This is a genomic window from Sphingobacterium cellulitidis (assembly GCF_043187465.1).
Classification (GTDB): domain Bacteria; phylum Bacteroidota; class Bacteroidia; order Sphingobacteriales; family Sphingobacteriaceae; genus Sphingobacterium; species Sphingobacterium cellulitidis.
The window spans coordinates 2443504-2469307 of record NZ_CP171136.1; the positions used below are offsets into that span (position 1 = coordinate 2443504).

21 protein-coding genes and 3 tRNA genes are annotated in these 25804 nt (G+C 33.9%); 6 read left to right on the top strand and 18 right to left on the bottom strand.

The window, feature by feature from the left end; all coding sequences use genetic code 11:
* The first annotated feature begins 42 nt into the window (after positions 1 to 42).
* The 3 genes from ACF3OC_RS10870 (at position 43) to ACF3OC_RS10880 (ending at position 3157) form a co-directional block, all read left to right on the top strand.
* Positions 43 to 2352, top strand: coding sequence for a TonB-dependent receptor (locus ACF3OC_RS10870; RefSeq protein ID WP_392469197.1), 2310 nt, complete (start codon positions 43 to 45; stop codon positions 2350 to 2352).
* Positions 2353 to 2363: 11 nt separating this feature from the next.
* On the top strand, positions 2364 to 2996 hold the full coding sequence (locus tag ACF3OC_RS10875; RefSeq protein WP_392469198.1) for a hypothetical protein: 633 nt from the start codon (positions 2364 to 2366) through the stop codon (positions 2994 to 2996).
* A gap of 89 nt (positions 2997 to 3085) precedes the next feature.
* A tRNA-Arg gene (locus ACF3OC_RS10880) sits at positions 3086 to 3157 on the top strand.
* Positions 3158 to 3283: 126 nt separating this feature from the next.
* On the opposite strand, the gene ACF3OC_RS10885 is transcribed toward ACF3OC_RS10880, so the two are convergent.
* The 3 genes from ACF3OC_RS10885 to ACF3OC_RS10895 all read right to left on the bottom strand — a co-directional run bounded on the left by ACF3OC_RS10885 (position 3284) and on the right by ACF3OC_RS10895 (position 4780).
* Positions 3284 to 3583 (bottom strand): hypothetical protein, encoded by a 300-nt coding sequence (locus tag ACF3OC_RS10885; RefSeq protein ID WP_392469199.1) that lies wholly within the window; start codon positions 3581 to 3583, stop codon positions 3284 to 3286.
* A 291-nt stretch (positions 3584 to 3874) separates the two neighbouring features.
* Complete coding sequence (rpsU, locus tag ACF3OC_RS10890) at positions 3875 to 4066, bottom strand: 30S ribosomal protein S21 (RefSeq protein ID WP_094256566.1); 192 nt, start codon at positions 4064 to 4066, stop codon at positions 3875 to 3877.
* 81 nt (positions 4067 to 4147) lie between these two features.
* Positions 4148 to 4780 (bottom strand): HAD family hydrolase, encoded by a 633-nt coding sequence (locus tag ACF3OC_RS10895; RefSeq protein WP_392469200.1) that lies wholly within the window; start codon positions 4778 to 4780, stop codon positions 4148 to 4150.
* An 88-nt stretch (positions 4781 to 4868) separates the two neighbouring features.
* On the opposite strand from ACF3OC_RS10895, the gene ACF3OC_RS10900 reads away from it, so the two are divergent.
* Positions 4869 to 4942, top strand: a tRNA-Ile gene (locus ACF3OC_RS10900).
* Positions 4943 to 4996: 54 nt separating this feature from the next.
* On the opposite strand, the gene ACF3OC_RS10905 is transcribed toward ACF3OC_RS10900, so the two are convergent.
* On the bottom strand, positions 4997 to 7528 hold the full coding sequence (locus tag ACF3OC_RS10905; protein WP_392469201.1) for an ATP-binding protein: 2532 nt from the start codon (positions 7526 to 7528) through the stop codon (positions 4997 to 4999).
* A 44-nt stretch (positions 7529 to 7572) separates the two neighbouring features.
* Positions 7573 to 7785 carry a type ISP restriction/modification enzyme gene (locus tag ACF3OC_RS10910; RefSeq protein ID WP_392471599.1) on the bottom strand — a complete coding sequence of 71 codons (213 nt, stop codon included), beginning with the start codon at positions 7783 to 7785 and terminating at the stop codon, positions 7573 to 7575.
* Between the two features lie 404 nt (positions 7786 to 8189).
* Here ACF3OC_RS10910 and ACF3OC_RS10915 point away from each other — a divergent pair.
* A tRNA-Ile gene (locus ACF3OC_RS10915) sits at positions 8190 to 8263 on the top strand.
* A gap of 114 nt (positions 8264 to 8377) precedes the next feature.
* Here ACF3OC_RS10915 and ACF3OC_RS10920 read toward each other — a convergent pair.
* The 12 genes from ACF3OC_RS10920 to ACF3OC_RS10975 form a co-directional block, all read right to left on the bottom strand.
* Positions 8378 to 9268, bottom strand: a complete 891-nt coding sequence (locus tag ACF3OC_RS10920; RefSeq protein WP_392469202.1) for a hypothetical protein — start codon at positions 9266 to 9268, stop codon at positions 8378 to 8380.
* Between the two features lie 162 nt (positions 9269 to 9430).
* Positions 9431 to 10933 (bottom strand): arylsulfatase, encoded by a 1503-nt coding sequence (locus ACF3OC_RS10925; RefSeq protein ID WP_392469203.1) that lies wholly within the window; start codon positions 10931 to 10933, stop codon positions 9431 to 9433.
* A gap of 32 nt (positions 10934 to 10965) precedes the next feature.
* Positions 10966 to 13212 carry an alpha-L-fucosidase gene (locus ACF3OC_RS10930; RefSeq protein WP_392469204.1) on the bottom strand — a complete coding sequence of 749 codons (2247 nt, stop codon included), beginning with the start codon at positions 13210 to 13212 and terminating at the stop codon, positions 10966 to 10968.
* Positions 13213 to 13815: 603 nt separating this feature from the next.
* Positions 13816 to 16353 (bottom strand): tetratricopeptide repeat protein, encoded by a 2538-nt coding sequence (locus tag ACF3OC_RS10935; RefSeq protein WP_392469205.1) that lies wholly within the window; start codon positions 16351 to 16353, stop codon positions 13816 to 13818.
* 231 nt (positions 16354 to 16584) lie between these two features.
* The gene (locus ACF3OC_RS10940) at positions 16585 to 17106 is read right to left on the bottom strand and encodes a DUF805 domain-containing protein (RefSeq protein ID WP_392469206.1); all 522 of its coding nucleotides are present in this window, start codon (positions 17104 to 17106) and stop codon (positions 16585 to 16587) included.
* Positions 17107 to 17154: 48 nt separating this feature from the next.
* The gene (locus ACF3OC_RS10945; protein WP_392469207.1) at positions 17155 to 17481 is read right to left on the bottom strand and encodes a hypothetical protein; all 327 of its coding nucleotides are present in this window, start codon (positions 17479 to 17481) and stop codon (positions 17155 to 17157) included.
* Between the two features lie 45 nt (positions 17482 to 17526).
* The gene (locus ACF3OC_RS10950) at positions 17527 to 18273 is read right to left on the bottom strand and encodes a hypothetical protein (protein ID WP_392469208.1); all 747 of its coding nucleotides are present in this window, start codon (positions 18271 to 18273) and stop codon (positions 17527 to 17529) included.
* Positions 18274 to 18416: 143 nt separating this feature from the next.
* Entirely contained in the window at positions 18417 to 20147 is a 1731-nt protein-coding gene (locus ACF3OC_RS10955) for a S41 family peptidase (protein ID WP_392469209.1), read from the bottom strand.
* Between the two features lie 133 nt (positions 20148 to 20280).
* A complete protein-coding gene (locus tag ACF3OC_RS10960) occupies positions 20281 to 21390 on the bottom strand; it encodes a redoxin family protein (protein WP_392469210.1) in 1110 nt (369 codons plus the stop codon).
* Positions 21391 to 21570: 180 nt separating this feature from the next.
* Positions 21571 to 22044, bottom strand: coding sequence for a hypothetical protein (locus tag ACF3OC_RS10965; protein WP_392469211.1), 474 nt, complete (start codon positions 22042 to 22044; stop codon positions 21571 to 21573).
* Between the two features lie 255 nt (positions 22045 to 22299).
* Positions 22300 to 23217 carry a hypothetical protein gene (locus tag ACF3OC_RS10970; RefSeq protein WP_392469212.1) on the bottom strand — a complete coding sequence of 306 codons (918 nt, stop codon included), beginning with the start codon at positions 23215 to 23217 and terminating at the stop codon, positions 22300 to 22302.
* A 30-nt stretch (positions 23218 to 23247) separates the two neighbouring features.
* On the bottom strand, positions 23248 to 23772 hold the full coding sequence (locus tag ACF3OC_RS10975) for a hypothetical protein (protein ID WP_392469213.1): 525 nt from the start codon (positions 23770 to 23772) through the stop codon (positions 23248 to 23250).
* A 483-nt stretch (positions 23773 to 24255) separates the two neighbouring features.
* On the opposite strand from ACF3OC_RS10975, the gene ACF3OC_RS10980 reads away from it, so the two are divergent.
* Entirely contained in the window at positions 24256 to 24681 is a 426-nt protein-coding gene (locus tag ACF3OC_RS10980; protein WP_182498510.1) for a hypothetical protein, read from the top strand.
* A gap of 38 nt (positions 24682 to 24719) precedes the next feature.
* Here ACF3OC_RS10980 and ACF3OC_RS10985 read toward each other — a convergent pair whose 3' ends face one another.
* Entirely contained in the window at positions 24720 to 25802 is a 1083-nt protein-coding gene (locus tag ACF3OC_RS10985; protein ID WP_392469214.1) for a dipeptidase, read from the bottom strand.
* Positions 25803 to 25804 lie beyond the last annotated feature (2 nt).

Below are 25804 nucleotides of genomic sequence, written 5' to 3' on the forward strand. Positions count from 1 at the left end.
GTGTAATATATCTATAGTAATTATCAAATTATAACAACGTACATGTTGAAATACGCATGGACTGTACTAATTGTATTCCTTTTGAATGCAGCCTCAGCACAGGACAAATCCATTCAATATATCAATGGTATTGTTGTCGATGAGAAAGCCCAGCCTATTTTTGGTGCTAATATCAGTATTTCTAATACCGACAATCATACCTCTTCAGATGTTCATGGTCAATTCAAAATCAAAGCTGGCCAAGGACATCAACATCTTGCAATCAAAGTTTCAGCATTGGGCTATGAAACCTTTGAACAATTCGTTCATCAGGAAGCTGATAGCTTGCTTAAGATTGTTCTTAAAAGCTACAGTGAAAAGATCGACGCTGTTTCAGTTTCTGCGCAGGTAGAGGAACAGCGCACCGCTGTAAGATCCAAACTTAACAGCCAGCAGATCGAAGAAAGTAAGGGTAAATTGGTCGCCGAAGTGTTTTCAAAACTTTCTGGTGTATCCATATTAAATACGGGGCATTCAGTTTCCAAACCTGTTATTCATGGTATGCATTCTAATCGGGTAATATTATTAAACCATGGAGTCAAACAGGAAAGTCAACAATGGGGACTGGAACATGCCCCTGAATTGGACCCCTTTACTGCGGATGAATTTGAAGTTATCAAAGGTGCACAGGCCGTGCGCTATGGTGCAGATGCATTAGGTGGTGTATTGATCGCAAAGTCTCAACAGATTGATCCTAATAAATTATCTGGGAGAGTTGACTTGATTGCTCAATCCAACGGCAGAGGCGGAACCGCAAATCTTCAATTGGAAGGCGGAATCAAATCTATTGTTGGTTTAGCATGGAAAGCTCAGGCTTCTGGAAAAAAATTGGGCGATATCAAGTCTCCTGATTATTTCTTGGGAAATACCGGTTCAGAGGAATTAAATTTCTCCGGAACGCTGCAATATAAAAAGGATAGAAATTACTTTGAAGCATTCTATAGCAGATTTTCAACTGAATTAGGAGTATTTTATGGTGCCCACATTGGTAGCATTGAAGATATCTATGCTAGAATTGAAAATGGTGAACCTTTTGAAAAATATGATTTCAGCTATAAGATAAATGCGCCGAGACAACAGGTTTCGCATCAATTGGGAAAACTGAAATATCAATATCAGTTTAAAAATGATTTTCAATTAGATGCTCAATACTCATGGCAGCAAAATCATCGCCAAGAGTTTGATATGCGAAGAGCCTTGGAAGATAATATTCCAATGTCCGACATGGTCCTTACCTCTCAACAATTGCAATTAATCTTAAAGGCTAAATCACACAGCTTCGGACTAGATGCCGGAAATCAGGTAAACAACAATACTGCCGGTACTGGTACTACCCCTATTATCCCAAATTTTGATAATTATTCCTTGGGGATTTTTGGAATACATCAATTCCGCTTAAATCAATGGATACTGGAAGCTGGATGGCGTTATGACTACCGTTATTTCGACGCAGCAGGATATCGTTATAAGTATACGGATGCTCAGCAAAACGGCCCACAACAGTATTTGTTAGAAGATAATAGGAGCTTCCATAATTTCTCAGGATTATTAGGTGTTGCTTATCCAATTAACCCGAAATGGCAATATAGAAGCAGTGTGGGCCTTGCTTGGCGTGCTCCAACAGCTAATGAGCTCTACAGCGATGGAGTTCACCATGGAGCTGGAATCTATGAAATTGGGAATTTGAATCTTAAAGCAGAGCAAGGATTGAAATGGGTGCATTCTATTTCACACAAATCTGAATCCCTGGAATTGATCTCTGATATCTATGGACAATATATCCATAACTATATCTACGCTGCTCCGAATCCAGACTCTGTCAGACAGACAATCCGCGGTACTTTTCCAGTGTTTAGCTATTCCCAAAATAAAGCTTTGTTCTACGGACTAGATCTTCAACTCATCTGGAAGATTACGCCAAAAATTAATTATGCATTACAAGCAAGCTTGGTAAGAGCAAAAAACATCAGTACAGACAGTTTTCTACCTTATATTCCCTCGGACAGAATGCAGAACTCCATTCAATGGTATTATGCTGCCGAAGGAAAGGGATATGTCAAACTAAGCCATGAATTTGTGGCTAAACAAAATCGATATACTGAAGGAACTGACTATGTCGCTCCGCCGGCAGCTTATAATTTATTCAACGTATATATTACACATCCACTAAATATTAATAATAACCCTTTCAATCTTTCTTTGGCGGTGGACAATCTTTTCAATACTAGTTATAAGGACTATATGGATCGTTTCCGATACTATGCCCATCGCCCAGGAAGGAATTTTATTCTATCTGTAAACTATAAATTCTAAAACAAAAAATCATGAAATCAAACATTTTTATCTTATTCATATTAGCTTCTTTCTTTACTTTTCAATCTTGTTCTAAAGATGATCCAACCCCTGAGGTAGATCAAGAAGAAGTAGGCTCAGCAACTCTAACTTTCACAGAGGTTGAAGCAGAAAAACATGACGACCATTATCATTACCATGATATCAGCAACCCAGAAGTTGAATCCGTAGAATTCTCAGGTGAAAAATTTCTACCTCCTGTAGGTGCTCATATTCATTTGGAAGTTGGTAAATCTTACCGCTTCAACTTAAAGGTTAAGGATTTTGCTGGTCGCGAGAGCCAACAAACATTTATCGACCGTGCTGACCAACATTTTGCATTCCTTTTGGGAGCTCCAGCAGGTACATTATCCGCTGAGTATGCTGATAAAACAGCCGATGGAAAAGCAGCAAATGTAGGTGTTACAGGTTATATCACAGTTATAAAAGCTTCCAACAGCTTCACATTCCGTTATTTACTACGCCATCTTAACCCAGGGGTTAAAAGTACCATCAATCCGAAAACTGATATTTTCAATGCAGACTTCAATAAATTCGGTGGTGCAAATGACTTAGATCTGAAGGTAGAATTGCACCTTGTAGAGGCAGGTCACGAAGGCCATTAACAGAAAGTAAGGCTCAAAATCAATAGCTTGCTAATTTCAGCAAGCTATTGTTATATAAAAACCATAAAAAGTATTATTTTTGGCGAGCCGCCTCCGTAGTTCAATGGATAGAATGTTAGATTCCGGTTCTGATGATGTAGGTTCGATTCCTACCGGAGGTACAAAAAAAGCCGCTTATAGCGGCTTTTTTATTATAATAGCACTTAGTTTTTAGTGTATAAATCTACTGCGATAAAAGTGCTGATTGCATTAATTCAACCAACATCCCCTACCTATTTTCTTTTTTTTTATTTAAGGTCTTTGATATCCCCTGCTTTTAACTCGATGATTGCTCCTTCAAAACGAATGGTTACATCTGTTACCGCATGAACTTCAACATTAGAAACTTCACAATCTTGATAAATTGTCTTTTGTCCTAAACTCATTCTCTTCGGTTCCTGCGTGTCAATAATCAAATCTATTTGACCTGATTTATATACTTCTACATATTTTTCGGGACAACCATCTGTCTTTGAACATGCTACGATTGAGCTTGCAAAAATTAAAATAGCTACTATTTTAATTGCATTATTAATAATTGATTTCATTTGGATTGATAGTTTTCAAAAGTAGGTGTTTAAACATTACTATTTTACGGATAACCATATTTCTATCGAAATAATCTTTTTTTCTCACAATAGAAACAATGATTTAATTCAATAACTTAATACATCCCTATGATTGAACAACATGTGAAAAATCTATATCCTAAAAATTTCTATTAATAAGAATATATCACTTTTGGAGTTATTAGAAATAAAAAAAGGACCTATTGGTCCAACACATCTAAAAACAATATAAACTAAAAAAAGCTGCCCTTAAGCAGCTTTTTTATATCATTACGCATTCTCCTGATTTAAAGATTGCTTATAAATAGCCTTCTTAACTTGGATACGACGAGCAACGGATTTCTTCTCATAAGCTTGACGCGAACGTAATTCTCTTAAAACGCCAGTCTTCTCGAATTTCTTCTTGAAACGTTTTAACGCTCTATCTAAAGATTCTCCTTCTTTTACATTAACAATAATCATAGCTTTTTTGTATACCTCCTTCCGTCGTAAAATTCTTGGTCTGCAAAGATACGTAAAGCAGGAGGATTAAACAAGGTATATTTAATATAATTTATAGTCAGCTACAATCTGTTCCAAGGGTCGCTCCTTACTACATAGAACAGTCTGAATACCAAGCCTCTTCGCTCCTTCCAAATGTTGCGGACTATCATCCACAAATAATGATTCTTCCGGATTTAAGTTATTATCATTCAGCACACGCTCAAAAATAGCAGCATCTGGCTTCCTTAAATGTTCCAAATGTGAATAATAAGTCCTCTCAAAGAACACATCATTGCTCGGGACGCCATATTTCTCCTGAATATGATTCATACAATAAGCATAATGAAGCTCATTGTTGTTACTACATAAGAAAGTACGGTAATTGTCTCTTAAATTTTCAAGGATCTGATGTTTTCCTTCAGGCACTCCAATAAGCAATGAATTCCAAGCAGTATCAATTTCATCATCAGTCAGATCAAACTTGTTGGCTTTTTCCCGAACCCCATCTCGAAACTCAGGAACCGTTATTTCACCTTTATCAAAGGAATCAAACAAAGTGTCCTGTCCATGGTGTCCAAAAAAATCATCTACATTTTTAATACCCAAATCTATAAATGCCTGACGCACTTTAGGAAAGTCAATCATAAAGATCACATTCCCATAATCCAGAATAACATTTTTAATTTTTTGCATATAAAAATTTTGTTTTCTCGTCTCAAATATCGATAATTGCATCGTTAAAACGGGTATCTACTCCCATTTTTTAACACAAAAAATAACCGCGCCTATAGCTCAGTCGGTTAGAGTAGAAGACTCATAATCTTTTGGTCCCTGGTTCGAGCCCAGGTGGGCGCACAGAGAAACCCCTGTAAGTTGAAAACTTGCAGGGGTTTGTTTTTTACAAGGGGACTAAATGGGGAGCGGGTTTGTAACTGTTTTTAAAGGTTTATAGACAGTCTTATTAATATAGGGATAGGAACCTCCAGGCATTGGGGTAAAGTCATCCCAACCAGAATGTTCAGTTTTTGTAAATCCTCCCCATTCTTCATTTAAAATTTTAATAAGTAAACTTGAGATAGTAATTAATTTGTCTTCATCACATTTTCTTATCAATCTTCCGAAACCACTAAATGGTCTTATTGAGTCAAATAATCCATTATACTCATAATTTTCATGAAATTTGTCCAATAATTGATAATAATTTAACTCATCGGAATTTCTTATAAAAGTTCTAAGAGAATCTTCGTTTAACTGAAAAACTCTTTTTTCATTCAAATTTTCAATATATAGAAATAATGTTTCTTCCTTATCTAATTCTCCAATACAATATTCAAGGCTTTTAATTTCATTATTAATATCTCCGTATTCTTGAGACATATTATCTTGGCTTTTTAAATAATCAATATATCTAATCGTCCAATCATAAATTGATTCAAAACATAACTCTTCCTCAAATTGGTTTCTTGTTAAATTAGTAATTTTTGAGATTTCAACATAACCAGCTATGTTACCTGCAAATGCAGCGACTTTTATACCTTGTGATAATATAATGCAATATTCATAATTATTTATCATCCTATTAATAGAAGGTATTGCAGCTAACCTTCCCACTATTCTACCATTTTGAAATATTGGCAATAACAACCTATTTAAATCTTTTAATTTATTATGGATAAATACTTTTCCTAAATTGCCTTTTTTTGTAAATGAGGCTAAATCACAAAATGTCTTAAAATCAGAAGGTGATAATTCAGACAACCCTTTCTTAGGAACTCCATACCTTTTATTATTTTCATTAATCTCCAAATCTATTTTACAATCAGGCACTAAATATCTAATTAAGGAATAGAGATTATTATCAACAAAACTACATTCATTTATAAACCCCTCACCTTCATAAGGATTATGTTGCAGTTTTACACAAACACTAGTTCCAAAATCTGTTTCAACATTTTGATTTTTCTCAGAAATTAGAATTGGAGTATCAATCAGTCCCTTTGTAAACTTTAAAACATTTTTTACATTGGGATTATCCCCGAATTTTGAAGTTGACACAATTACTTTATGACCTAACATAAAAACCGAATAAAAGCCGATGCCGAATTGACCAATTGATTCAAAAGAATTCTTCTGGGCTAATCCAACATATTCATCATAAAAGTCATAACTTTTCCAATATGATTTTCCAAAATCTAAAAGTTGATTCGTCAAAATATTCTTTGACATACCAATTCCATTATCACGCACATATAAAAACCAATCACCATCATCATTTCTTAACTCAATAATTATCTTACCTTCAAAATATTTTTGTTTGAATTTTCTCAAATTAATAGCATCAATGGAATTTTGAATTAATTCTCTTAAAGCTAAATAAGTATAATTATATAATCTCTTACCACCAACATTAATAGCTAATAAGTTAGGTTGAGAAACTTTTATCTTTGTATCAATAGAATCCCATCCATTTGTTCTAATATACTGTTGCCCCAATAACAAAGTATTATCTATAGCTTTTACTCCCTTCACTAGAAATCCATCTTCACCTCTTTCAGAAAAAAACATAGCTGCTTTTTTGAGTTCATCATTTAAAACTGAAAGTGCCTCAAAACATAGCCACCATGCCTTTTTTTCATTTTCACCAAAAGATTTGGTAGAATTATACATTATTAAATTATTCTCTACCCTCGGAAAACCTATTTTATTTTGAAAAATCCAATGATTTTGAGATTCACCAAAAATTTTTTCTTTAATTTCTTTTTGTGTTAATGGAGTCCTTAATCTATCTATATGTGCAGCATCTGAAACTCGTAATATATAAGCTAGCTTCTTACTATTAACAGGAAAATGAACCCAACTAGGACTTGTATAGCTAAATAACTCATTATCAATGTAAGAAATATCCATAGAGTGACTTTTGGATATTTTCCCAATTAATTCACCAAATTCGTCTCTGAGTTGTTCATCTTCAATAACCATTTTTCCAGATGGTAATTTTGATAATGGAATTAGTTCTGCAAATTCCCCATGTAATTTTCTTACACAGTAAAATAATGCTTCTTCTTCAACATTTTTTAAATTTCCATTTATAGCTATAAAATCATTGTAAATTGGTAAATTCTGTAAGTATTTTTTATTATTTAAAATAGAAAAACACATCCCAGCATCATGTATCAAAAAACACATGTGCAAAATATAGCCCTCCAAGGGATTTAATCCTATCTTGTTTCCTAAAATTAAATCTGCATATTTCCACAACATTCTAGAATGTTGTAGGGAATGATCTGTTAAATTTGGAAAATCAATTCTTATAGCCTCTAAATTTTTCTCCAAATTCAATTCTGATTTGTTTATTTCTTCAAGTAAAAAATCAATGAATTTAGAATCATTACTAAAAAGAGTTTTATCAAATGTGTCTTTAAATAATTTACTATATTTCATATTTATCATCAACTACACTACCAATACTTTGTCTATTTCCTTCATTAGTCGATCTGTTCAGTAAGCACGACGATCATTTTTTGATAATGCAAAACATCATCAAAGTCAAGTTCGAGGTCTTTACAGTCTATTTGCCATTTTTGAGCAGGTTGGTAACCTCCAATGTAGAAATTCCAAGCAAGCTCGGGAACATGGTCAAAGTACTGCAATTCATTTATATAGACTTTACCGTCTTTGAAAATTGGTTTTCCGACGATATTTCTACCTCATATTGGATAAGAAGTAATCAGATCGTCTATTTTCTCACTTTCTAAAAATCGTTGTAAATCTCCTCTATACGAATGTTCACAAGCATTACCTGTAACATAAAGTCGATTTATATTATCAATTTATTGTTTTACTGAAAAATCCATTTATTTAAGCTAATGAATATGGTTTAAACTGTTTTAAAATTAGTTAAAATAAGTGAAAGGAATAAATCAAAATAAGACGTCATAAAATGAGACATCCTCACTCATCACCTTTAAATGAATGATGAGTGAAGATGTGGCCTACGGCAGTTAAAAGTAATTAATTCTCAGATTTTTGAATTTCTAACTGCTCTAGTTTATTAGCAAGTTTAGAATTATTATTATCCCATTTTTTAACACAAAAAATAACCGCGCCTATAGCTCAGTCGGTTAGAGTAGAAGACTCATAATCTTTTGGTCCCTGGTTCGAGCCCAGGTGGGCGCACAAATCAAAAAGCCGTTTTTTCTGAATAGAATAAACGGCTTTTTTCGTTTTAAGGACTTTTGAACCAACTGCCCTACAGGTGTCTAATACCCATTTATTGAATGCTATCTTCCTTTATTGAACAGTATAATATTGAACATAAAAACACTTCACTTGTTCATTTCTTAGACGAGCAGGGCGAAAGTAAATCTCTCCATTTAGCAATTTACTACTTAATGAGTCAATATATTCTTTAAACAATTGGATATCTAGTTTTTGTCTTGTAGTAGCGTTATAGACTTCAGTATTAAACTTTTGAATACTGCCATTATTATTTACCACATATTTATTTCTAATATTAATATTATTAAGATCTAAATTTAAGGAATCCACTATTTTTTTTAAATAATCATTATTTGCATCATTAGTTATTCTCACTAAATTCTTATTTGGTACAGGCTCATCAGATATGCCTTCATATTTAAAATAAACTTTCTCCAAACTCATAGAATTCTCAAGCTCTTGGACATCTTCGTTCTCTAATTTATAATAGTTTTTAGTGGTACTATTATTCCCTGTACCAACTATTAATAATTCTCTGTCTAAATTGTAGGAAATTGGCAAATACTCATCTATATAAACGAATGACTTGGATAATTTCTTGACAAAAAGTGAATCTTTACTGAGAAATCCAAAGATATCCCCCCTACCTAATTGGTCATTTACTAATTCTAAATCCTTAATATTTGATTTAAAATTTTTTAGTTTTATCGAAACAATAGGGTAATCAATTTGGATACTATACAAAATTGAGTCATCATGTGAAAAAAAGTATGCTCTTTTAAAGTTAAATTTAGAATTATAGTCTTCAATGTTATCTATTGTTTTCTCAGTTTTTAAAATCAAATCTTTTATATCTGACTTTTCAAGTCCAAACTTTAATCTTTTGGGTATTTTTTCCTGTCCATTGCATATGGAACAAAACACTAGATTAATAGATAAAATAAAGGCTAATAAAAATTTCATAATAGGCTGTAATTTGTACATCTGACAAATAAAATTAATAATTTTAGTCAAGCCATTAAGACGATCGGCGTATAATTTTGGAAGCTTGGGGTATTTTCCCTAATAAGTACAATTACATCTATTTCTTTTTGTGTATCGCTATTTCAGGACAAAAAACTCCCTTTAATTAAATAACGGATTAATAAATTCCCATTCTTTAATATGAGAAGGATGATGCTCTTTTAAGACAATTTCATCAAAAGTTTTCAATAAATCTGTATTTGAGTTTGCCAAATCCTTTTCCTCCTTGGGGTCATTTTCAAGGTTATAAAGCTCCCAGGTTGTATTTTTATAGCCTTGCTTCTTTACATTTGTTTTTACTGCTTTCCATTTACCCTTTCGAATCGCAATTTGACCTCCTTTTTCAGGATATTCAAAATATAAATAACGTTCATTTAGATTATGATCCTTCCCAAGTAACGCTGGTATCATGGATTCACCATCTGTAGAAATATTTTCAATTTTCAGCAAATCTGCTAATGTTGCCATCAAGTCATATTGAACAGAAATATGGTCAGAAACTTTATTTTTTGGAAATCTATTTGGCCATTTGGCAATGAATGGCACCCTGATTCCACCCTCATAGACATCCATTTTAAGACCTCTCAGCCCTCCAACACTATTGAAGTACCTTGGCTGTACCCCACCATTGAATGTTGCCCCATTATCACTTGAAAACATGACTATAGTATTTTCATCAAGCCCGAGTTCCTTGAGTTTAGCAAGAATAATTCCCACCTGGTCATCCAGATAAGTTATCATGGCAGCATAGGTGGAAAGAGGGTATTGAGATGGAACATATCCATTTTGACCTAGATATGGTTTTTCACCAGGGAATTTTCCAATATATTTCTTGATATATGCTTCAGGAGCTTGTAAGGACACATGCGGAATCGTATAAGGTAAATACAGAAAGAAAGGACTTTTTTTATTTTCTTCGATAAATCCCAAAGCTTTTGAAGTCATTTTCTCAGGAGAATACTCCTTTCCTGTAAATTTTTCAAAATCCTCATTTTTGAAAATTTCAGGATCGAATTGCTCATGAACCAAGCGATATTCATTTTCTAAAGTATCCCATTTACCATTTTCCCAAAGATGCGTTGGATAAAAATTATGGGCTTGTTTCTGATCTAGATATCCGTAGGCATAATCAAAGCCTTGTTTTTGGGGATCACCAGTAGTATTAGCCATTCCTAGGCCCCATTTACCAACAATAGCAGTTTTATACCCAACAGATTTTAACATTTTAGGGATTGTTAAAATTCCTTCTGGGAGCGGCATCTGCCCTCCTTCTTTATCATCTTGAAACCCTCCTAATTCGTAATTTCCACGGATATAAGATTTCCCTGAATGCTTTCCCGTCATCAACATAGCACGTGAAGGAGCACAAACCGGAGCAGAACTATAATGTTGGGTAAAACGAACTCCTTCTTTAGCTAGTTTATCCAAATTTGGGGTCTGAATTAACTTTTGACCATAGGAACCAAGTTCTCCATACCCCAAATCATCTGCATAGATATAGACAATATTCGGTTTGTTATTTATAAGATCTTGCGCAAATAAACTCCAATTAACTAAAATAAGCCATATGCTAATCAATATAGATTTGAAATTAATTAAATGCATGATCATATATTTATCCGGTTTGCCTTAATATTTTAATTAAAGAAGTCTAATTCGGCTATACTAAGTGATTTATCATCCCTAGCTATTTTTACCGCTTCAATTTTAATGAATTTAGTTTTCACAGGGTTTTTAAATCTGAATGTCCTGGTTGTCGGATCATTGATTAAATTACCAAATTCAAATGAATCTATAAGGTCCCAATTTGTTCCATCATTGCTACTATAAATTTTCCCTAACTCTAGCATTCCTTTTTCATTCTGGCGTTGAGGGGTATATGCAAAACTCTTTAATAGTTCAGTTTTTCCTAAATCGATGCTTACAAAATGAACATTATTATCAGATTGAGAATTCCAATGAGTACTTGGGTTTTCATCAAACATTAAATTTGACTCATGGCCTTTAGTTTCTGAACTTTTATCAATGATTTTCCAACCCTTTTTTTCAATTCCGATTTCCTTTTCAACCACAGATCCAACTTGACCATCTTTTGAGATAGCTATGGCATTAATATGATTACTCTTAGGAATAAATTCACCCTGATATAAATTTGAGTTTTTATTAGGTTTTGTTCCATCGGTCGTATAGAAGATTTTATAATCTGCACTTAGATTTTTTAAGATATCTTCACCATGTGGTTTCCATCCAAATTCATGTTTTTTAGGTTCGATTGTAATTTTACCACTAGCATTACGAGAAATTTCCAGTTGTGGTGGAGTATTAGGCGCTAAATATGCCCCTATTTCACTTAATACTGGAATTGCTCTGCTTTCTAATATTCTCAAACGTAATTTACTGGTATTGACTTGTGGAAAGCGTAAAATCCTCTTATAACCTACATTTGTACTATGGCTTATTTCTTTCCAACTTCCATCAATCCAAGCATCTAAGGCAAGCTTTTCAATTCTTTCCCCATTGGTATCGATCGCTTCTTGAATCACAAATCTATTTAAGTTAGTTTTCTTAGAAAGAGGGATTTCAATCTGAACTTGACTGGATTTTAAAACTAATTTTGTTTTTAAATCACCATCAATTAAGGATTTATCAATCTTAGCATTCCTTAATAAATTATTGGAATAAGTTGACTTAATTCTTTCACCAACTTCCTCTAAAACCTTTACATCTTCTGCTGAGAATTTCCCTTCACGATTAGGCGGAATATTCAATAAGAAGATAGAATTCCCACCTACAGATCTTTCATAAATGTCAAACACATCATCTGTGCTTCTTACTTTCTGGAAATTATCATCCCTATAAAACCAACCTTCACGTATGGAAGTATTCGTTTCTGCAGGCTGATAATGTAAAAATTTCGCCCCCTTTATTGCTTCCCTACTGCCTAAGTCTTGGTCAGTTAAATCTTTATGAGTTTCTAAAGTGTTAGGATCTTGCGCATATGGAATTACATTCCACTCCGTTGACCTTGTGCCACCAGCTTCATTTCCACACCATCGCAAATCTTCCATTCCAAAGATGATAGCATTTGGGGCAAGGGTATGAATTAATTCTTTCCAGGCTACCCGGTTATATTTTTGTCCACCCTTTGTTTTTGGATGTGCACCATCAAACCATACCTCATGGATTGGACCATACTCAGTTAATAGTTCGAATAATTGATTTAGAAAATACTCATTGTAATCGTCTACATTAAATTTAAAGGTTTGGTTATTGCTAAATGGGCGACCTTCTACTTTTCTAGGGATAGTTCTATCTGAGTACTCACTTAAGTTACCATACAAACCATCTGGATTTTCTATTTGGTATAAGTCTGCTGGCGATAAATAAATTCCCAATTTAAGCCCAAACTTTTGACATGATGCCGCCAAATCTTTTAAAACATCGCCATTTCCGTTTCTAAAACCTGTGGACATAACACCGTGCTTGGTATAGCGACTTTGCCATAAAACAAATCCATCATGATGTTTTGCAGTAAAAATTACCTTGGTCATGCCAGCATCTTTCATGCTTTTACACCATTGATCGGTATCTAAGGTTTTAAGATCAAAAATTGTAGGATCTTCTTTTCCATTACCCCATTCCATTTTGGTAAATGTATTCGGTCCAATATGAATAAAGGCGATGAATTCATCTTTGAGGGCATCATATTGGTTTTTTGTTGGAACAACGTGAGCTGCTTTTCTGATAATATCTTCAGGTGTATCCGATTGATTGATACTATAAGTATTTTTTATTGGAAGTGAATTACCTTTTAGTAGTTCTTGACTGATTGCTAAGGAAGTTACGCAACTAAGGAGTAAAAGTAAATTGATTCTTTTGTTCATTTTTTTCTTTTCGGCTATATAAGGTCAAAATAATTTTAAAATTAACGGTTCCCTTTAGGATTAATTGAGCCAATTTTAGCATAAACTAAACCTCCATTAGCCTATTCCTTCGAATTGCAAATACTTAAAAATATAAATTGTATATAACCTTAATAAAGTTCATACCTGAACAGGAATTGGCAGAAAAGGAATGACAGCGAGCGCTGGATATGCTCAGGAAAGCATCAATAAAATCTTATAAAAAGTAAAGAGCCTTTAATTTAGTTTAAAGGCTCTTTATGTTTTTATTCTTATATTTTCTTATTTTTATACTAAACCTATTTGCTGAATTATGGATTTTCTCCTTCTTTTCAATACGAGCAATATTTTATATATAGTAATCACAACTATAGTAGTTTCTATCTATGGTTATACATTATATACCATATTGACTAATAATTTCCTAAGCAACTTGAAAAAAACATTTTGGGTTATTATAACTTTATTATTTAGTTTACTAGGATGTTTAATTTATTTTATTTTCAATCCATTAAGGAATGTTAATACCTAAGCATTCCTCGATCGAATTACCATAACCTAACTTACCTAAAAAACTAATCCCTTCTACTTCTTTTTCATTTTCTGCAAACGTTCTTTTGCTGCTGGAATCACATCATCATCTTCAGTATAATTTTCAATCACACTTTCCAATGTTTTTCTAGCTTGTAGAGCATCCCCTTTGCGAGCATAAGTATCTGCAAGCAGGATAAAACTTTTTGCCACCCAATAATCATGGGAATCCATGTTTTCAATGACATCAAAAGCCGATTTCTGAGCCTTGTCGTACTCCTTATTATCATATTGCATCTGGGCAACATTGTATCGCGCCTCTGCACTCACTGCCGCATGACTTTTTAGGGCTGCCAGGTTCAATTCTTTCAACGCTGACTGCTTTTTACCTTGCTGAGCCATAGCTTTTGCACTGTATAAGTGAGCGGTGGCAATTTCCTCTTCCGTAGCTTTTGCATTATTCTTAACCAACTCGATATACTTATCCATTTGCTCATAATCCCCTAATTCGTAATAACAGATCATCAAATTAGTAACAGCATAACCATAATTGTCCTTATAGTCGGAATTAAGCTCCAGTTTTTTCAAGTGTACAATTGCCTCATTATATTCTTTCAAACTCAAATACAACGCAGCTACTGTCATCAAGGTTTTCTCCGTATACTGACTCGTCCAATCATTCAAGATAATATTCAGATCGTGCAATGCTTCTTCAGGACGACCTGTATGGTATAAACTCACTCCACGAATATAGCGGGCATGCTTCTCTTGCCTAGGTTTCGGAAATTTATCGAAATAAGCATTAATTGCCTCCACAGCAGGACCATATTGCCCTCTGTTAAACAAAGTATTTCCGGCTTGAAATGCCAGGTTATCTTGTTCACCCTCACTTAAATCAGTGATATTGGTACTCGTAGCATATTGAATATAGCTTGTTGCATCACCTTGATCCAAATAGATATTCTCTATTGATAACAATGCTTGTGCAGCCTCGCCTGTCTTCGAGTAATCCTTTACAACCTTTTGAAAGGTAGCCATCGCAGCTTCATTATCACTCATATTGTATTGAACCAAGCCGATGGTCATCAATGCCCGGGGTACATAACTACTTCTCGGGTATTTGTCGATCATCTTTTGCAGTCCTTCGATAGCAACTTCATAATCCCCTTTTACGAAAGATATATAAGGAATTTCAAAAGCCACATCATCTGCATAATTGGAATTTGGAAACTGTTCAACAACTGATCTCAAAGTATTTAACTTAGCATCATTGTCGCCTTGCAAGCCTTGGATAATCCCATGTTGAAACAAGGCATAATCCTGATTCGGAGCCTTATTGGCGATCAGCTGATCATAGTATTCATTAGCACGTCCATAATTACGCATAGATAGATACGAATCGCCTAATCGAGCCATCACATCATAACGCACATTTTTATCCAATGAACCCTCATCAGATGCTAAAAAACGCTCAAAATAATCAGCAGCAACACTATAGCGGTTTATACGGAAAGCTGAATACGCTAAGGCATAGTTTGCATAATTGTATAAATTCGTGGTTCTAGCAGCCGGCATCTGTAAAAATCTAGAGAAATTATCTACTGCCTCGCCGTACTTGCGAACTTCATACATCGCCTCCGCTTTCCAATAGGTTGCCAATGCCGCCATTTCTGGATCAAAAGGAACTTTCTCTGAACGCATAAACATGGAAATACTATTCTCGAAGGCACGCTCATTATAAAATTCCAACCCACGATAATAGGTTATCTTCTGATAAACCATATCAGCTTTGGACTCTCTATTTTGAAACGATTCCAACAAGTAAACCCCAGCCTGAAAATTGCTGCTTCCCATCAATACTTGAGCCATTCGGGTTTCAGTATTCTCTGCTTTTTGAGCTTCTGGATCAAGCTCCGCAAATTTCATGGTAATATATTCCTGAAGCGGTTTCAACGATACTTGGACCGAATCCAATTCAAATAAGGTCTTCGCATAATTATAAAGAGCATCCGCTTTCAATTCCTTATCATAATTCATTTTGGAAGCATTGTAAAATGCTGCCCTCGCCTTCTGTTTATCACCAGCTTGCAGAGCAATTGACCCTAATGCCATTACCGAACTTTGATAAAAAGCATCCGCAGGTTTTACTTTTTCCAAAATAGAAACCGCCCGGTCAAATTGACCAGCACGATAAGCTAAGATTCCTATCCTATTATTATCTACATTATCGCGGTCAGAATTAGGATATCTTTCCGGTAATGGACTATGAAAAGGTTCTTTAAAATTGTTTCTATTATAATATAATCCTGCCGCAATCGTTCTCAATTCAATTTCTAATGCCTTCCGGTCGATCTTCATATCCGGATTACGACGAATCTTTACAGCATCAGCCAACATCGGACGATAATCACGAACAATCTCGATGGAGTCCAAAACTGATTTTTGAGTCCCTACTGCTTGCTCATTATTTTGCTGATTCTCAACTTGTTGTTTTTTATCTTCCTGTGCATAACTTGCTAACAACATTACTGAGAAAACTCCAGTAAGTGCAGGTTTCAGGTAACTATAGCCAATCCTATGTTTCAGTATCATTTTTCGTCCTTATTTCTTAGCTTTTCCAATCGTTATTTCATAGTAGGAATAACAATTGTGTAAAATTATCCCCTTCTTAAGTGTGATAGTCAAATCTAAAGAATTCCAATCACAATAAGATGAAGAGTAAGTAAAAAGCCAGAGTCAATGTATTTAATTCTCTTATCCGAACTTAACCTAAGCAAATTAAATACCATAGACGAATCAAATTAAAATTTTTAATAAACCCTATCATTTAATTTTTGGTCCATACTTATTATCGAATCTTTGACCTTCGGCAAAAATTAAATAGAATATATAAAAAGGGATTAATAGGAACCAACCACTTCTCCCCACATCATGACATCGCTTCGCCCCTTGAGATAAACTTATCCTCATTAAAATCAACATAGGGATAATTAAAAGAGGATGCTTAAGAACAACATCTTCATACCTATTTTCTAAAATGTTCCAGCCTTCATTGTTATCACCCTTAAATAAGTATTTTAATGTTTCTGCAATGAAAATTATAAATAGATTAGTCAAAAAAAACTCAAGTCGACCAATTCTACCTTCAAAGGATAATAACTTATAATATTTTAATTCAAAATTACTAGGGATTTCAGGGGGTTCAAAAACAGGCATTACAATTGATTCCAAAACAATGGCTTCCTTTAATTGAGGCTGGGGAATTTTAACCCGCAATTTCTGAGAACATTTTGGACATTGAACTATTATGGTTTCCTTTAAAATACTATCTGTATTTAATTGCATCTTGCAATGACAATTGGAACATTCCAAATTCATAATGGCAGGTTTTAATTATTTAACATAACTAATTATCAAATAAAAAGCACAAAATATAAAGGCCATAATAACTATTAACTCTACAATTGATAAGTTCTTTTTCTTAACAGTTAGGTCTTGGTCAGCGATAATATTTTCCTCTTCTTTGTCTGGAATATCCTCTTCTATAACAGGCAAGTTATCCCCTTCTATTTTGACAGGAATTTCTTCAGTTAATTTTGGATTGGAAATAATCCTAAGGTTCATGTTTTCATCAAAACCCATCCAAAATTCAGAACTACAATAAGGACATTGAATAAATAATTGGTTTAGTTTATTAAATCCTTGGCTATTTAAAGTCATTTTTGACTCACAGGAGCTACATTGAATAATTTTCATCAATACTTTCTATAAATCAAACCAACTGGTGAAATCATAATCATCATCAACATTATTTTCAAGGTCGTTTCCAACATCATCAAGATTTACAGCTTTCTGATCTGTTAAAAAAACTTCATCTGCTACCCCATCATAATTGACATCAAGCACCATCGCATCCACTACTCCATTTGTATCAGAATCAAAAATGATTGCATCTACCAAACCATCCTGATTCGTGTCCATAGAAATTGAATCGAATAATCCATCTTTATTCGAGTCCAAAATAATTGCATCCATAATTCCATCTCCATCAGAATCTAGAACCATTGCATTAAACAAACCATTCTGATCCGAATCCAGCATAATGGCATCAACCAATCCGTTTTGATCTGAATCTAGAATAATTGCATCCGTAATATTATTATTATCATTATCAACCAAAATTCCATCGGTTACATTATTACCATCGTAGTCTATTAATGTTGCATTGGGATTCGCTTGGTTAGAATTATTAAGAATAGATACAGTAGAAATCGCCTCAGTGGAAGGAGGTTCACTAGCAGAATGGCTTAATTCATTGAATGCACTTCCTGTTAAGGCTCCAGCAATAAAGACACCTGCTTTCCCAATAGAATTTGGAGGATTTGAATTTGAAGGATTAACAGTCGGCTCATCCTTTGAATTTTTAGCCCCACAATTGGAACAAAAATTGAACTCAATAGGATTAGATTGACCACATTGAATACAAGATCTTGCTAAGTTACCTTTCTCCATTATTCCTAAGTACAAAGTTAATACCCTGCGTTTTACACTAGAATTTATCTGGTATAAAATTACATTGAGTCATTTAGTAAATAAAACGGTTTCCCGTAATATGTTTATACTTAAGGATTCATTGGATTTTAAGGCAAAAGCTGCTATCTCCCCATCAAAGTCCTAACAAGATTAAAAGCTTTGTCTGATTTATTTAAGACATCTGAATCACTGTATTCTAATTTCTTATCAATCTTCACTCCTACTTTTTGAGCTTGTTTTCCATCCGGATAAAAAACAGCATTTCCTGTAAATTCTAAGGTATAATTCCCGGGTAAAACCAACTTTTTGATATCACCATCGGCACCAGCAGTTTGTTGTCCGATTGTAATGGCTTGAGGAAATATATGCTGCAGGTTCATGCTATTCCATTCACTTGCGCTTAAAGTCTCTTGATTTACGATAATAAACACCTTCCCATTATAAGGATGAGGATTGTATAGTTTTTCTTTTGGGAAATAGGTTTCTAGATTTTCATTGTAAATAAATGTACCAACATTATTAAGATTCTGTTGGAAATACTTGCCGAAGAAATTATCCTTTTTAGAAAAGTATCCATAAACATAAGTATAGACAAAACCACCCCAATCCGGATAGCCACGCATATCGAATACCATGGCTTCTTTTGATGCCGCCTCTTTCATAATTTTCTCCATTTCGGCATTAATATTCTCATCCTCCACATCCTCTATAAAGGAGAATGTTTGATCGATCCTGAAATAAGCAATATTAGGATCTGATAACTGATTTTCTCTTTTATTTTGCTGTTTGGCTTTTAGAAAATTTAGGACAAGTTCAATTCTAGGTTTATCAGCTGGATTAATAAAATCAATTTTACTCTGAATAATACTGCTACTATTATGCTTTTGAATCGTAATATCTTTGGATTCTGTATTATCAGGCCAAATTAAGTTATTCTGATAATCCGAAAGGCGATTTAGTAGTCCTTCCCTGTTTGATGTTGATAAAAGTTTATTTTTTTCCTCAATAATGGCTTGAATCTTTTTTCCATTAATGGAAGTGATCTTATCACCGACTGCAAGATTAGCTTTTTCGCAGATTTCAGGGAGAATTAAATCGGTAACCAGAATATAGTCCTCTCTAACTTGAAAATCAAAAGCTGCATATAAGGAAGAATGAAAAATTTCTCTTTTGAAGTTCAATTGATTATAAAATTTGAAAGCATGCGTATCTTCCATTGTGGAAACCGCTTTTGCCAGGATTATTTCAAAGTCTTTCCGGTTATTTACCATCAAACATTCATTCACAAGATTTTCCAAAATTTGATCGGAATCCTTTGCCATTAAATATTTATGCGGGTATAAATAATCAATAGCACCAATAATTTTTGCCAAGGTTAATAGCCGATAATTTTCTGGGAGATTTTCGGATTTAGGGAAATCATAGCTTTTCTCATTCGGTATTTCAGCCATGTAACCTTCCTTCGGAATATAAAAATGAGACTCAGATTGATATCTATTTTTATAAATGTCATCCAACAATTTTTTGTTGGCCTTAGAAATATTAGGATTCTTCCGATACCAATCAAAATTTTGATTAGCGACGATTACATCCTTGGAATTATTGGGAATCACTTCTGAGGTAAAGTTATTACCCAAACCCTGTGTAAGTGCAGAAATAACATCATTTACATTGTTATATTTCTGATGAATATGCTTTATAAAAAGGCTATCAGCATTTATCTTTCCAGATGCTAAATCTGGGTGATAATATTTTAAGAAATTCCAAACTTTAATTACCTCATATTGGGAAGAGCCAGTAGCATAGGAAAAATGTAATAATAAACTGAATAGAATTAAAGTGATTGTTCTCATAAAAAAGCTGAAGCTAAGATCAACGAAAATTATTCGTTTTTATTGGCTATTAATAGTTATGTATCTGATTTACTAAATCTAAAATACAAAAAAAGCCAATAAATAAAACTTTCCTGATTTTGAGTCAATCAACTTAATGAACGGAATTAATCTTAAAATCTATGTCTTCGAAATTTCCCTTCTCGTCTATCAATATCGCTCTTGGGATTGCATTAACATTAAATAATGTATTAGAAACCTCACCTTTCCAACCTTTCAGTTCTGAAACATGTTTTGCATAATTAAACTTATGTTTTTTGATTGCCTCTTTCCAGTTCTCTTCATTGTCATCTAACGATATTGCCAAAATTTGGATATCAGGATTTTCCTCAGCAAACTTTTTAAGATTTGGCAAATTTTCAATACAAGGACCACACCAGGATGCCCAAAATTCAAGAAGGACTTTCTTCCCCATAAAATCCGATAATCTTACTTCCTGAGAATTCTCATCCTTTATTACAAAATCCTTGACTTTCTCACCCTTCTTAATTGAAAATAAAGTCTTTATTTTCAATTCCAATTCTTTGGCTTCGGGTAATAGTTTGATGGAATCTGCCAAACCATCAAACAATTCCTTACAAATATTAGGCTTATCCTCAAGGCCATCAAATAAAAAATATCTCTGAAAATATAGCGAAGCATAGGAATTCGGATACATTTTGACCAATTCAACTCTCAATGGTAAAGTTTCTTTATTGAGTTTATGAAAGATTTCATTTGGATCCTGATTTCGGTTCATAGCCCAATTTAGTTCTGGAAAAACTATTTGAAATATAGAATTATAACGATTATAGATAATCGCATTTTCACTATTCATGACTTCAACATTGCTTATGCCAGTTATTAAATTGCCAGTTATTTGGTTATACAAAGGCTTATGAACATACAGTTTATTAGTTCCAGGGGTTAACAGAAATTGGAACAAACCATCAAATTCTTTTTCATTTATAAAGAGATTGGTCAAAACTCCAGGAGTTACTAAATTCCCTTTAAACACAAAGCGGTTATTCTGAATTAATACAGAATCTTTTTTAAGGTTATTAATACCTGCATAATCAACAAAACTGATGGATACATATTTTCCATTTAAATTTTGTGAACTGTCTATTTCAGCTTCAATGGAATATGCTCCTTGTGCAAAAGAAGTTGAATTTAAAAACAGGCTTCCGAGGAGAAAAAAAAGGAAGGTGTATAATTTTACCATAAGATCAAAGATTGGGTTACTCCAATAAAGATAATCTTCTAATAAGTAAAAAAATGTTAAATGTGATGAAGGGTTATTAATAGGTGATAAAAACTGAAGAAGAGAACTTTAGATAGCTCAAAACAAAATTGCCCCAATCAAAGATTGAGGCAATTTGTAAATAATCATTTCTATTTTAACCTACTTATTGTATTTAGTTTCAAATGCATCGGAAGCTTTGTTTACATTGTTCGCTGCACTTTCGAAAGCATTATTGATTTCATCCAATAACTTACTTTCGGTTGCCGGATCCTGGACATTGTTTTTTCTGATTTCAATTAATTTTGGATACGAGTCAGTTACAATTTTTTGATATTCTTTCAAACCAGCAACTACGGCATTTTGAAAATCTCCATCACCATTAAAGTCACCCAAATCCTCTACTTTCTTAATATCGGTCGACAATGATTTCTCCCATTCGGAACGTACCGTCTCAGCTTTAGTATAATCCGCAGAGGTCATGGCAGCATTCATATTGGAAATATGAGCTTCGTTTCCATTGATCACCGTAATAATAGCATTGTTATACTCTGCTGCGTTCTTTTGGCTTGACCCACAACTTCCTAAGATCAAGGTGCCTACCATCGCTAGGCATGTTAAAGATTTTCTTATCATAATATTCAAATTAACTGTTTAAAAATATTCCCTGTTTATCATCAGCACTATATCCTCTTCCTTAATACAAATATATTTCAAGAAAAAGCACAAAACTATAGCTGAAATCAGGGATATTCTCTAATCAATTAAACTCAATCAACCTCAGGGCAATATTATCCTATCATTTGATACTGCCCGGAAATAAAAATCTTGAATATTTTTTGAAATTATTAAATCTTCTGAATGGAAATAAAATAGGTTAGCAAATGAATACTAGTCTTTATATTTTATTTTATACATGGAAGACCATAACAAATAATCTGTGCCATGAATCGAAACATCTTTTGGATATATAGAGACAGAAACTTCTACTGGTCTGGATTTTTGATCCTCTGCAACCACAAATTTACTCACTTGTTCCCAATTCGGTTGGACATCTGTGATCGGTTCACGACTTTGAAATGAAGCCTGCAATTCAGGTTGATTTTCAGAAATCACCTCAGAATAATCTAAAGGATTAAAACCTAATTTATCATAAAGCCCCTTAAGAAAATGCTTCTTATTTCCTTTTTTGAAAAATAACCGTGCATAATAAGGTCGATCGTTATCTTCGAACGGATTATTATCAGTTCCCGTAATAATTACTTCCGTTACATTATTTCCATCATACTTATACTCTTTCTTTTGGGGAGCTCCAAAACCCTTCGGCCCAAAGTCAAATTCTTTGGAAAATTTAAAGTCCCTGGTAATAATCATGGATGGAAGTTTAGATCCGGATGGATAAGTAAAACTTGCAACAACAGGCTTATCGGCAGCAAGATCAATCATCGAATTTGGGTTCCTAAGAGAAGTTAATTTCACTTCCGTCAAGCGCCCCTGTTGATCATATAGGTAAGAATATTCAGAATATAATTCCCGCTTATCAGTATATACCTGAACTTTTTCAACTTTCCCATTTTTGTCATATACATACTCAGAAAAGCCAGTTTTTATTAATCGATTTTGATTATTATAACTGAATTCTACTAAGCTATTTGTTGCAGCATTAGGTTTCGTCTTAATAACTTCAATACTTTCAAATTTTGCTGCCTCCTCTTTCGAATCTGGCTTAAAAGTATCATCCTTACAAGAAAACAAAAAAGTCGAAAACAATAATCCTGAAAGCAGAATCAATAAGCTAGTTCTTTTCATAAAAAGCTATTAGTTGTTTATTGAAATCAATTATACATATAAATTCCAAGCTTTTTTCTTTTCGTCCAACCATTTATTTTTCGACTCAGTTGTACTAAATCCAGTCCCATCATTCACCTGATTTAATTCATCTACTATTTGCTGTGTATACTGTAATCCTAAAGCCTTTCCTGCCTTTAATATTTCAGCATCTTCCCATTCATTTTCCCACCATTCACTCACTTCCTCCAACCAAACTCCATCCCAAGTTAAATACTCAGGGTTGTCAATCTCCTTCTCTATATTATAAAGAATATATCCAGCTTTTTGAGAATCATATGCAATAATTTGGCTATGATTCATTTCAAAAATTGGTTTATACCGGTCTACCTCATAACTGTCTTGATCTTCTTTTTCCAATTCAAAAATTGAATCCGGTTTAGAATAATTATACTTTAACAATTCATCCAGCTCCGGATCTGAAATATTTTCATTATAAATCTCCATAACTAATGCCGGAAGATTCAAGAATTTAATCAATTCGATAGCCTCAATTTCTAAATTATTATTCGCCATAGTTCAATTATTTAACAAATACCTTATCTCTAATATTAAAAACAGTGTAATTGAAGATACATAAATTAATAATGCAAACAAATCCTTTCAATATTAGAAATCTAGAAATCTGAAGTTTCGTGAACTAATTTTCTGTTTCAACTGAGCTTTTATTTCAGATGGGCTGTAGATAAATTTTCTATTCACATTTTGCTCTAACACCATAATAATTCAAGTCAACATCATGGTTTTGCCGGACTTTCTCCGGACCTTCTCCGGACATCTGTCGGACCTCAGCCCAAAAAATTCGAACAAGGTCCGAACAAAATCCGGGGAAAATCAGAAAGAAATCCCTTAGAATATTGATTAATACCTGAACAACTCCTGAATGAAGATGCTATTAGATTCCTTAATAAATAACCAAGAACGGATAGATTACTCAAAAACAGAAGTTCTTAATTGGCAAGATAATTGCACCTACAGTTCAAATCACATCTAACAACTATGAATCTGAAAATTAAATTATTTAGCCCAGCTATTATTGCTATTATAGCATTGGTATCAACATCTTGTAGCAAGGATGACAAAGTTCCTCTAGATGCTGCTTTAGGTACTTACAAAGGGAGCATGACTACTTATCCTCCAAATTCTCCACTGCAAATCTTTGATAATACGACTGTAACTGTGACCTCAGCTGGCGAAGGACAATTAAAGGTTACCCCAGCATCAAATACTAAAGCATCAGCTAGAACATTTCTTGTTTTTACAGAAGATGGTGGAATTTACAACTCAGAAGACGATTCTAAAGGAATCTTTATTTATGACGATGAAACTGATGAATTAATTGTTAATACCAGCAGAACAAATCCTAAGGAGACCGGATTTAGGTTTAAAGGGTTAAAACAACCAAAGTTTGAACCGCATCAATAAAAATAGGCTTGCAAAATTGCAAGCCTATTTTTATTAATTTATAATGCATTTCGCATAAATCTTAACCAATTGCCATTTGCAATTTTAATAATATCCTCTTCCTGATAGCCCCGATTCCTTAAAATTGGAAATACCTTTTGAATATCAGCGATGGTATCCAAATCATAGGGACATTGTTCTTTTCCAAAGGCTCCATCCAAATCACTTCCCACGGCTACATGGTTTGTATTTCCGGCAAGTTGACAAATGTGATCGATATTATTAGCCATAATCTCCATACTACATTTACTTTCTTTGGGTGTTGATTTACCTCTCAGCCAATTGGGAACCATCATCCAGGAATCCAAGGCTACCCCAATGACCGAACCTCGATCTATAAGGGCTTTTATCATTTCATCACTGAATTGCCGGTTATGGTCTACAAATACCCGACAATTATTATGGCTGGCCCAAATCGGACCTTTATACCGATCCAAGGCATCCCAAAAAGCATCATCATTCAAGTGAGTCGCATCCAAAATCATTTTCAAATAATCCATTTCTCGAAGTAAAGCAATGCCATCAGCATTTAATCTACCAGAGGAATCTGTTCCATTGGCATAGCGACCAGGACCATAATGTGCAGGTCCTAATGCCCGGAGTCCATAAGCATATGCTTTTTCTAAATAGTCAAGATTCACGATGGAATCCGCTCCCTCCAAACTAAGTATATAGCCAATCGGATTTGCATTTGTATCTGAACCATTCGTCCATAATTCCAAATGTTGGTCTAATTGGTTTCGATTGCAAATCATTTGTAGATGCCCATTTTCTTCCATCGCTTTATACCAAGCCAGCTGCCCTTGTGTTTGTGCCCAGGCCTGTTCTGGAGAAAACCAACCAGGTAATTTACTTCCAGGCTCCACAAAGCGTGCAATCTGAGTTGCTACGACTAAACCAATATTTCCCTTTCGCAACTCCTCAAAGCATACTGTAGCCTTGCCTCGATCTGGTTTATCATGCATCCCTTCTTCCCTCCGATTCAATTCAGAAATGGAAAGTCGAAGATCCCGATTCCATTCCATGGCATTCATGCTCAAATCCAAATGCCCGTCAATCAAAAATGGCTGCTTATCCTCCATAC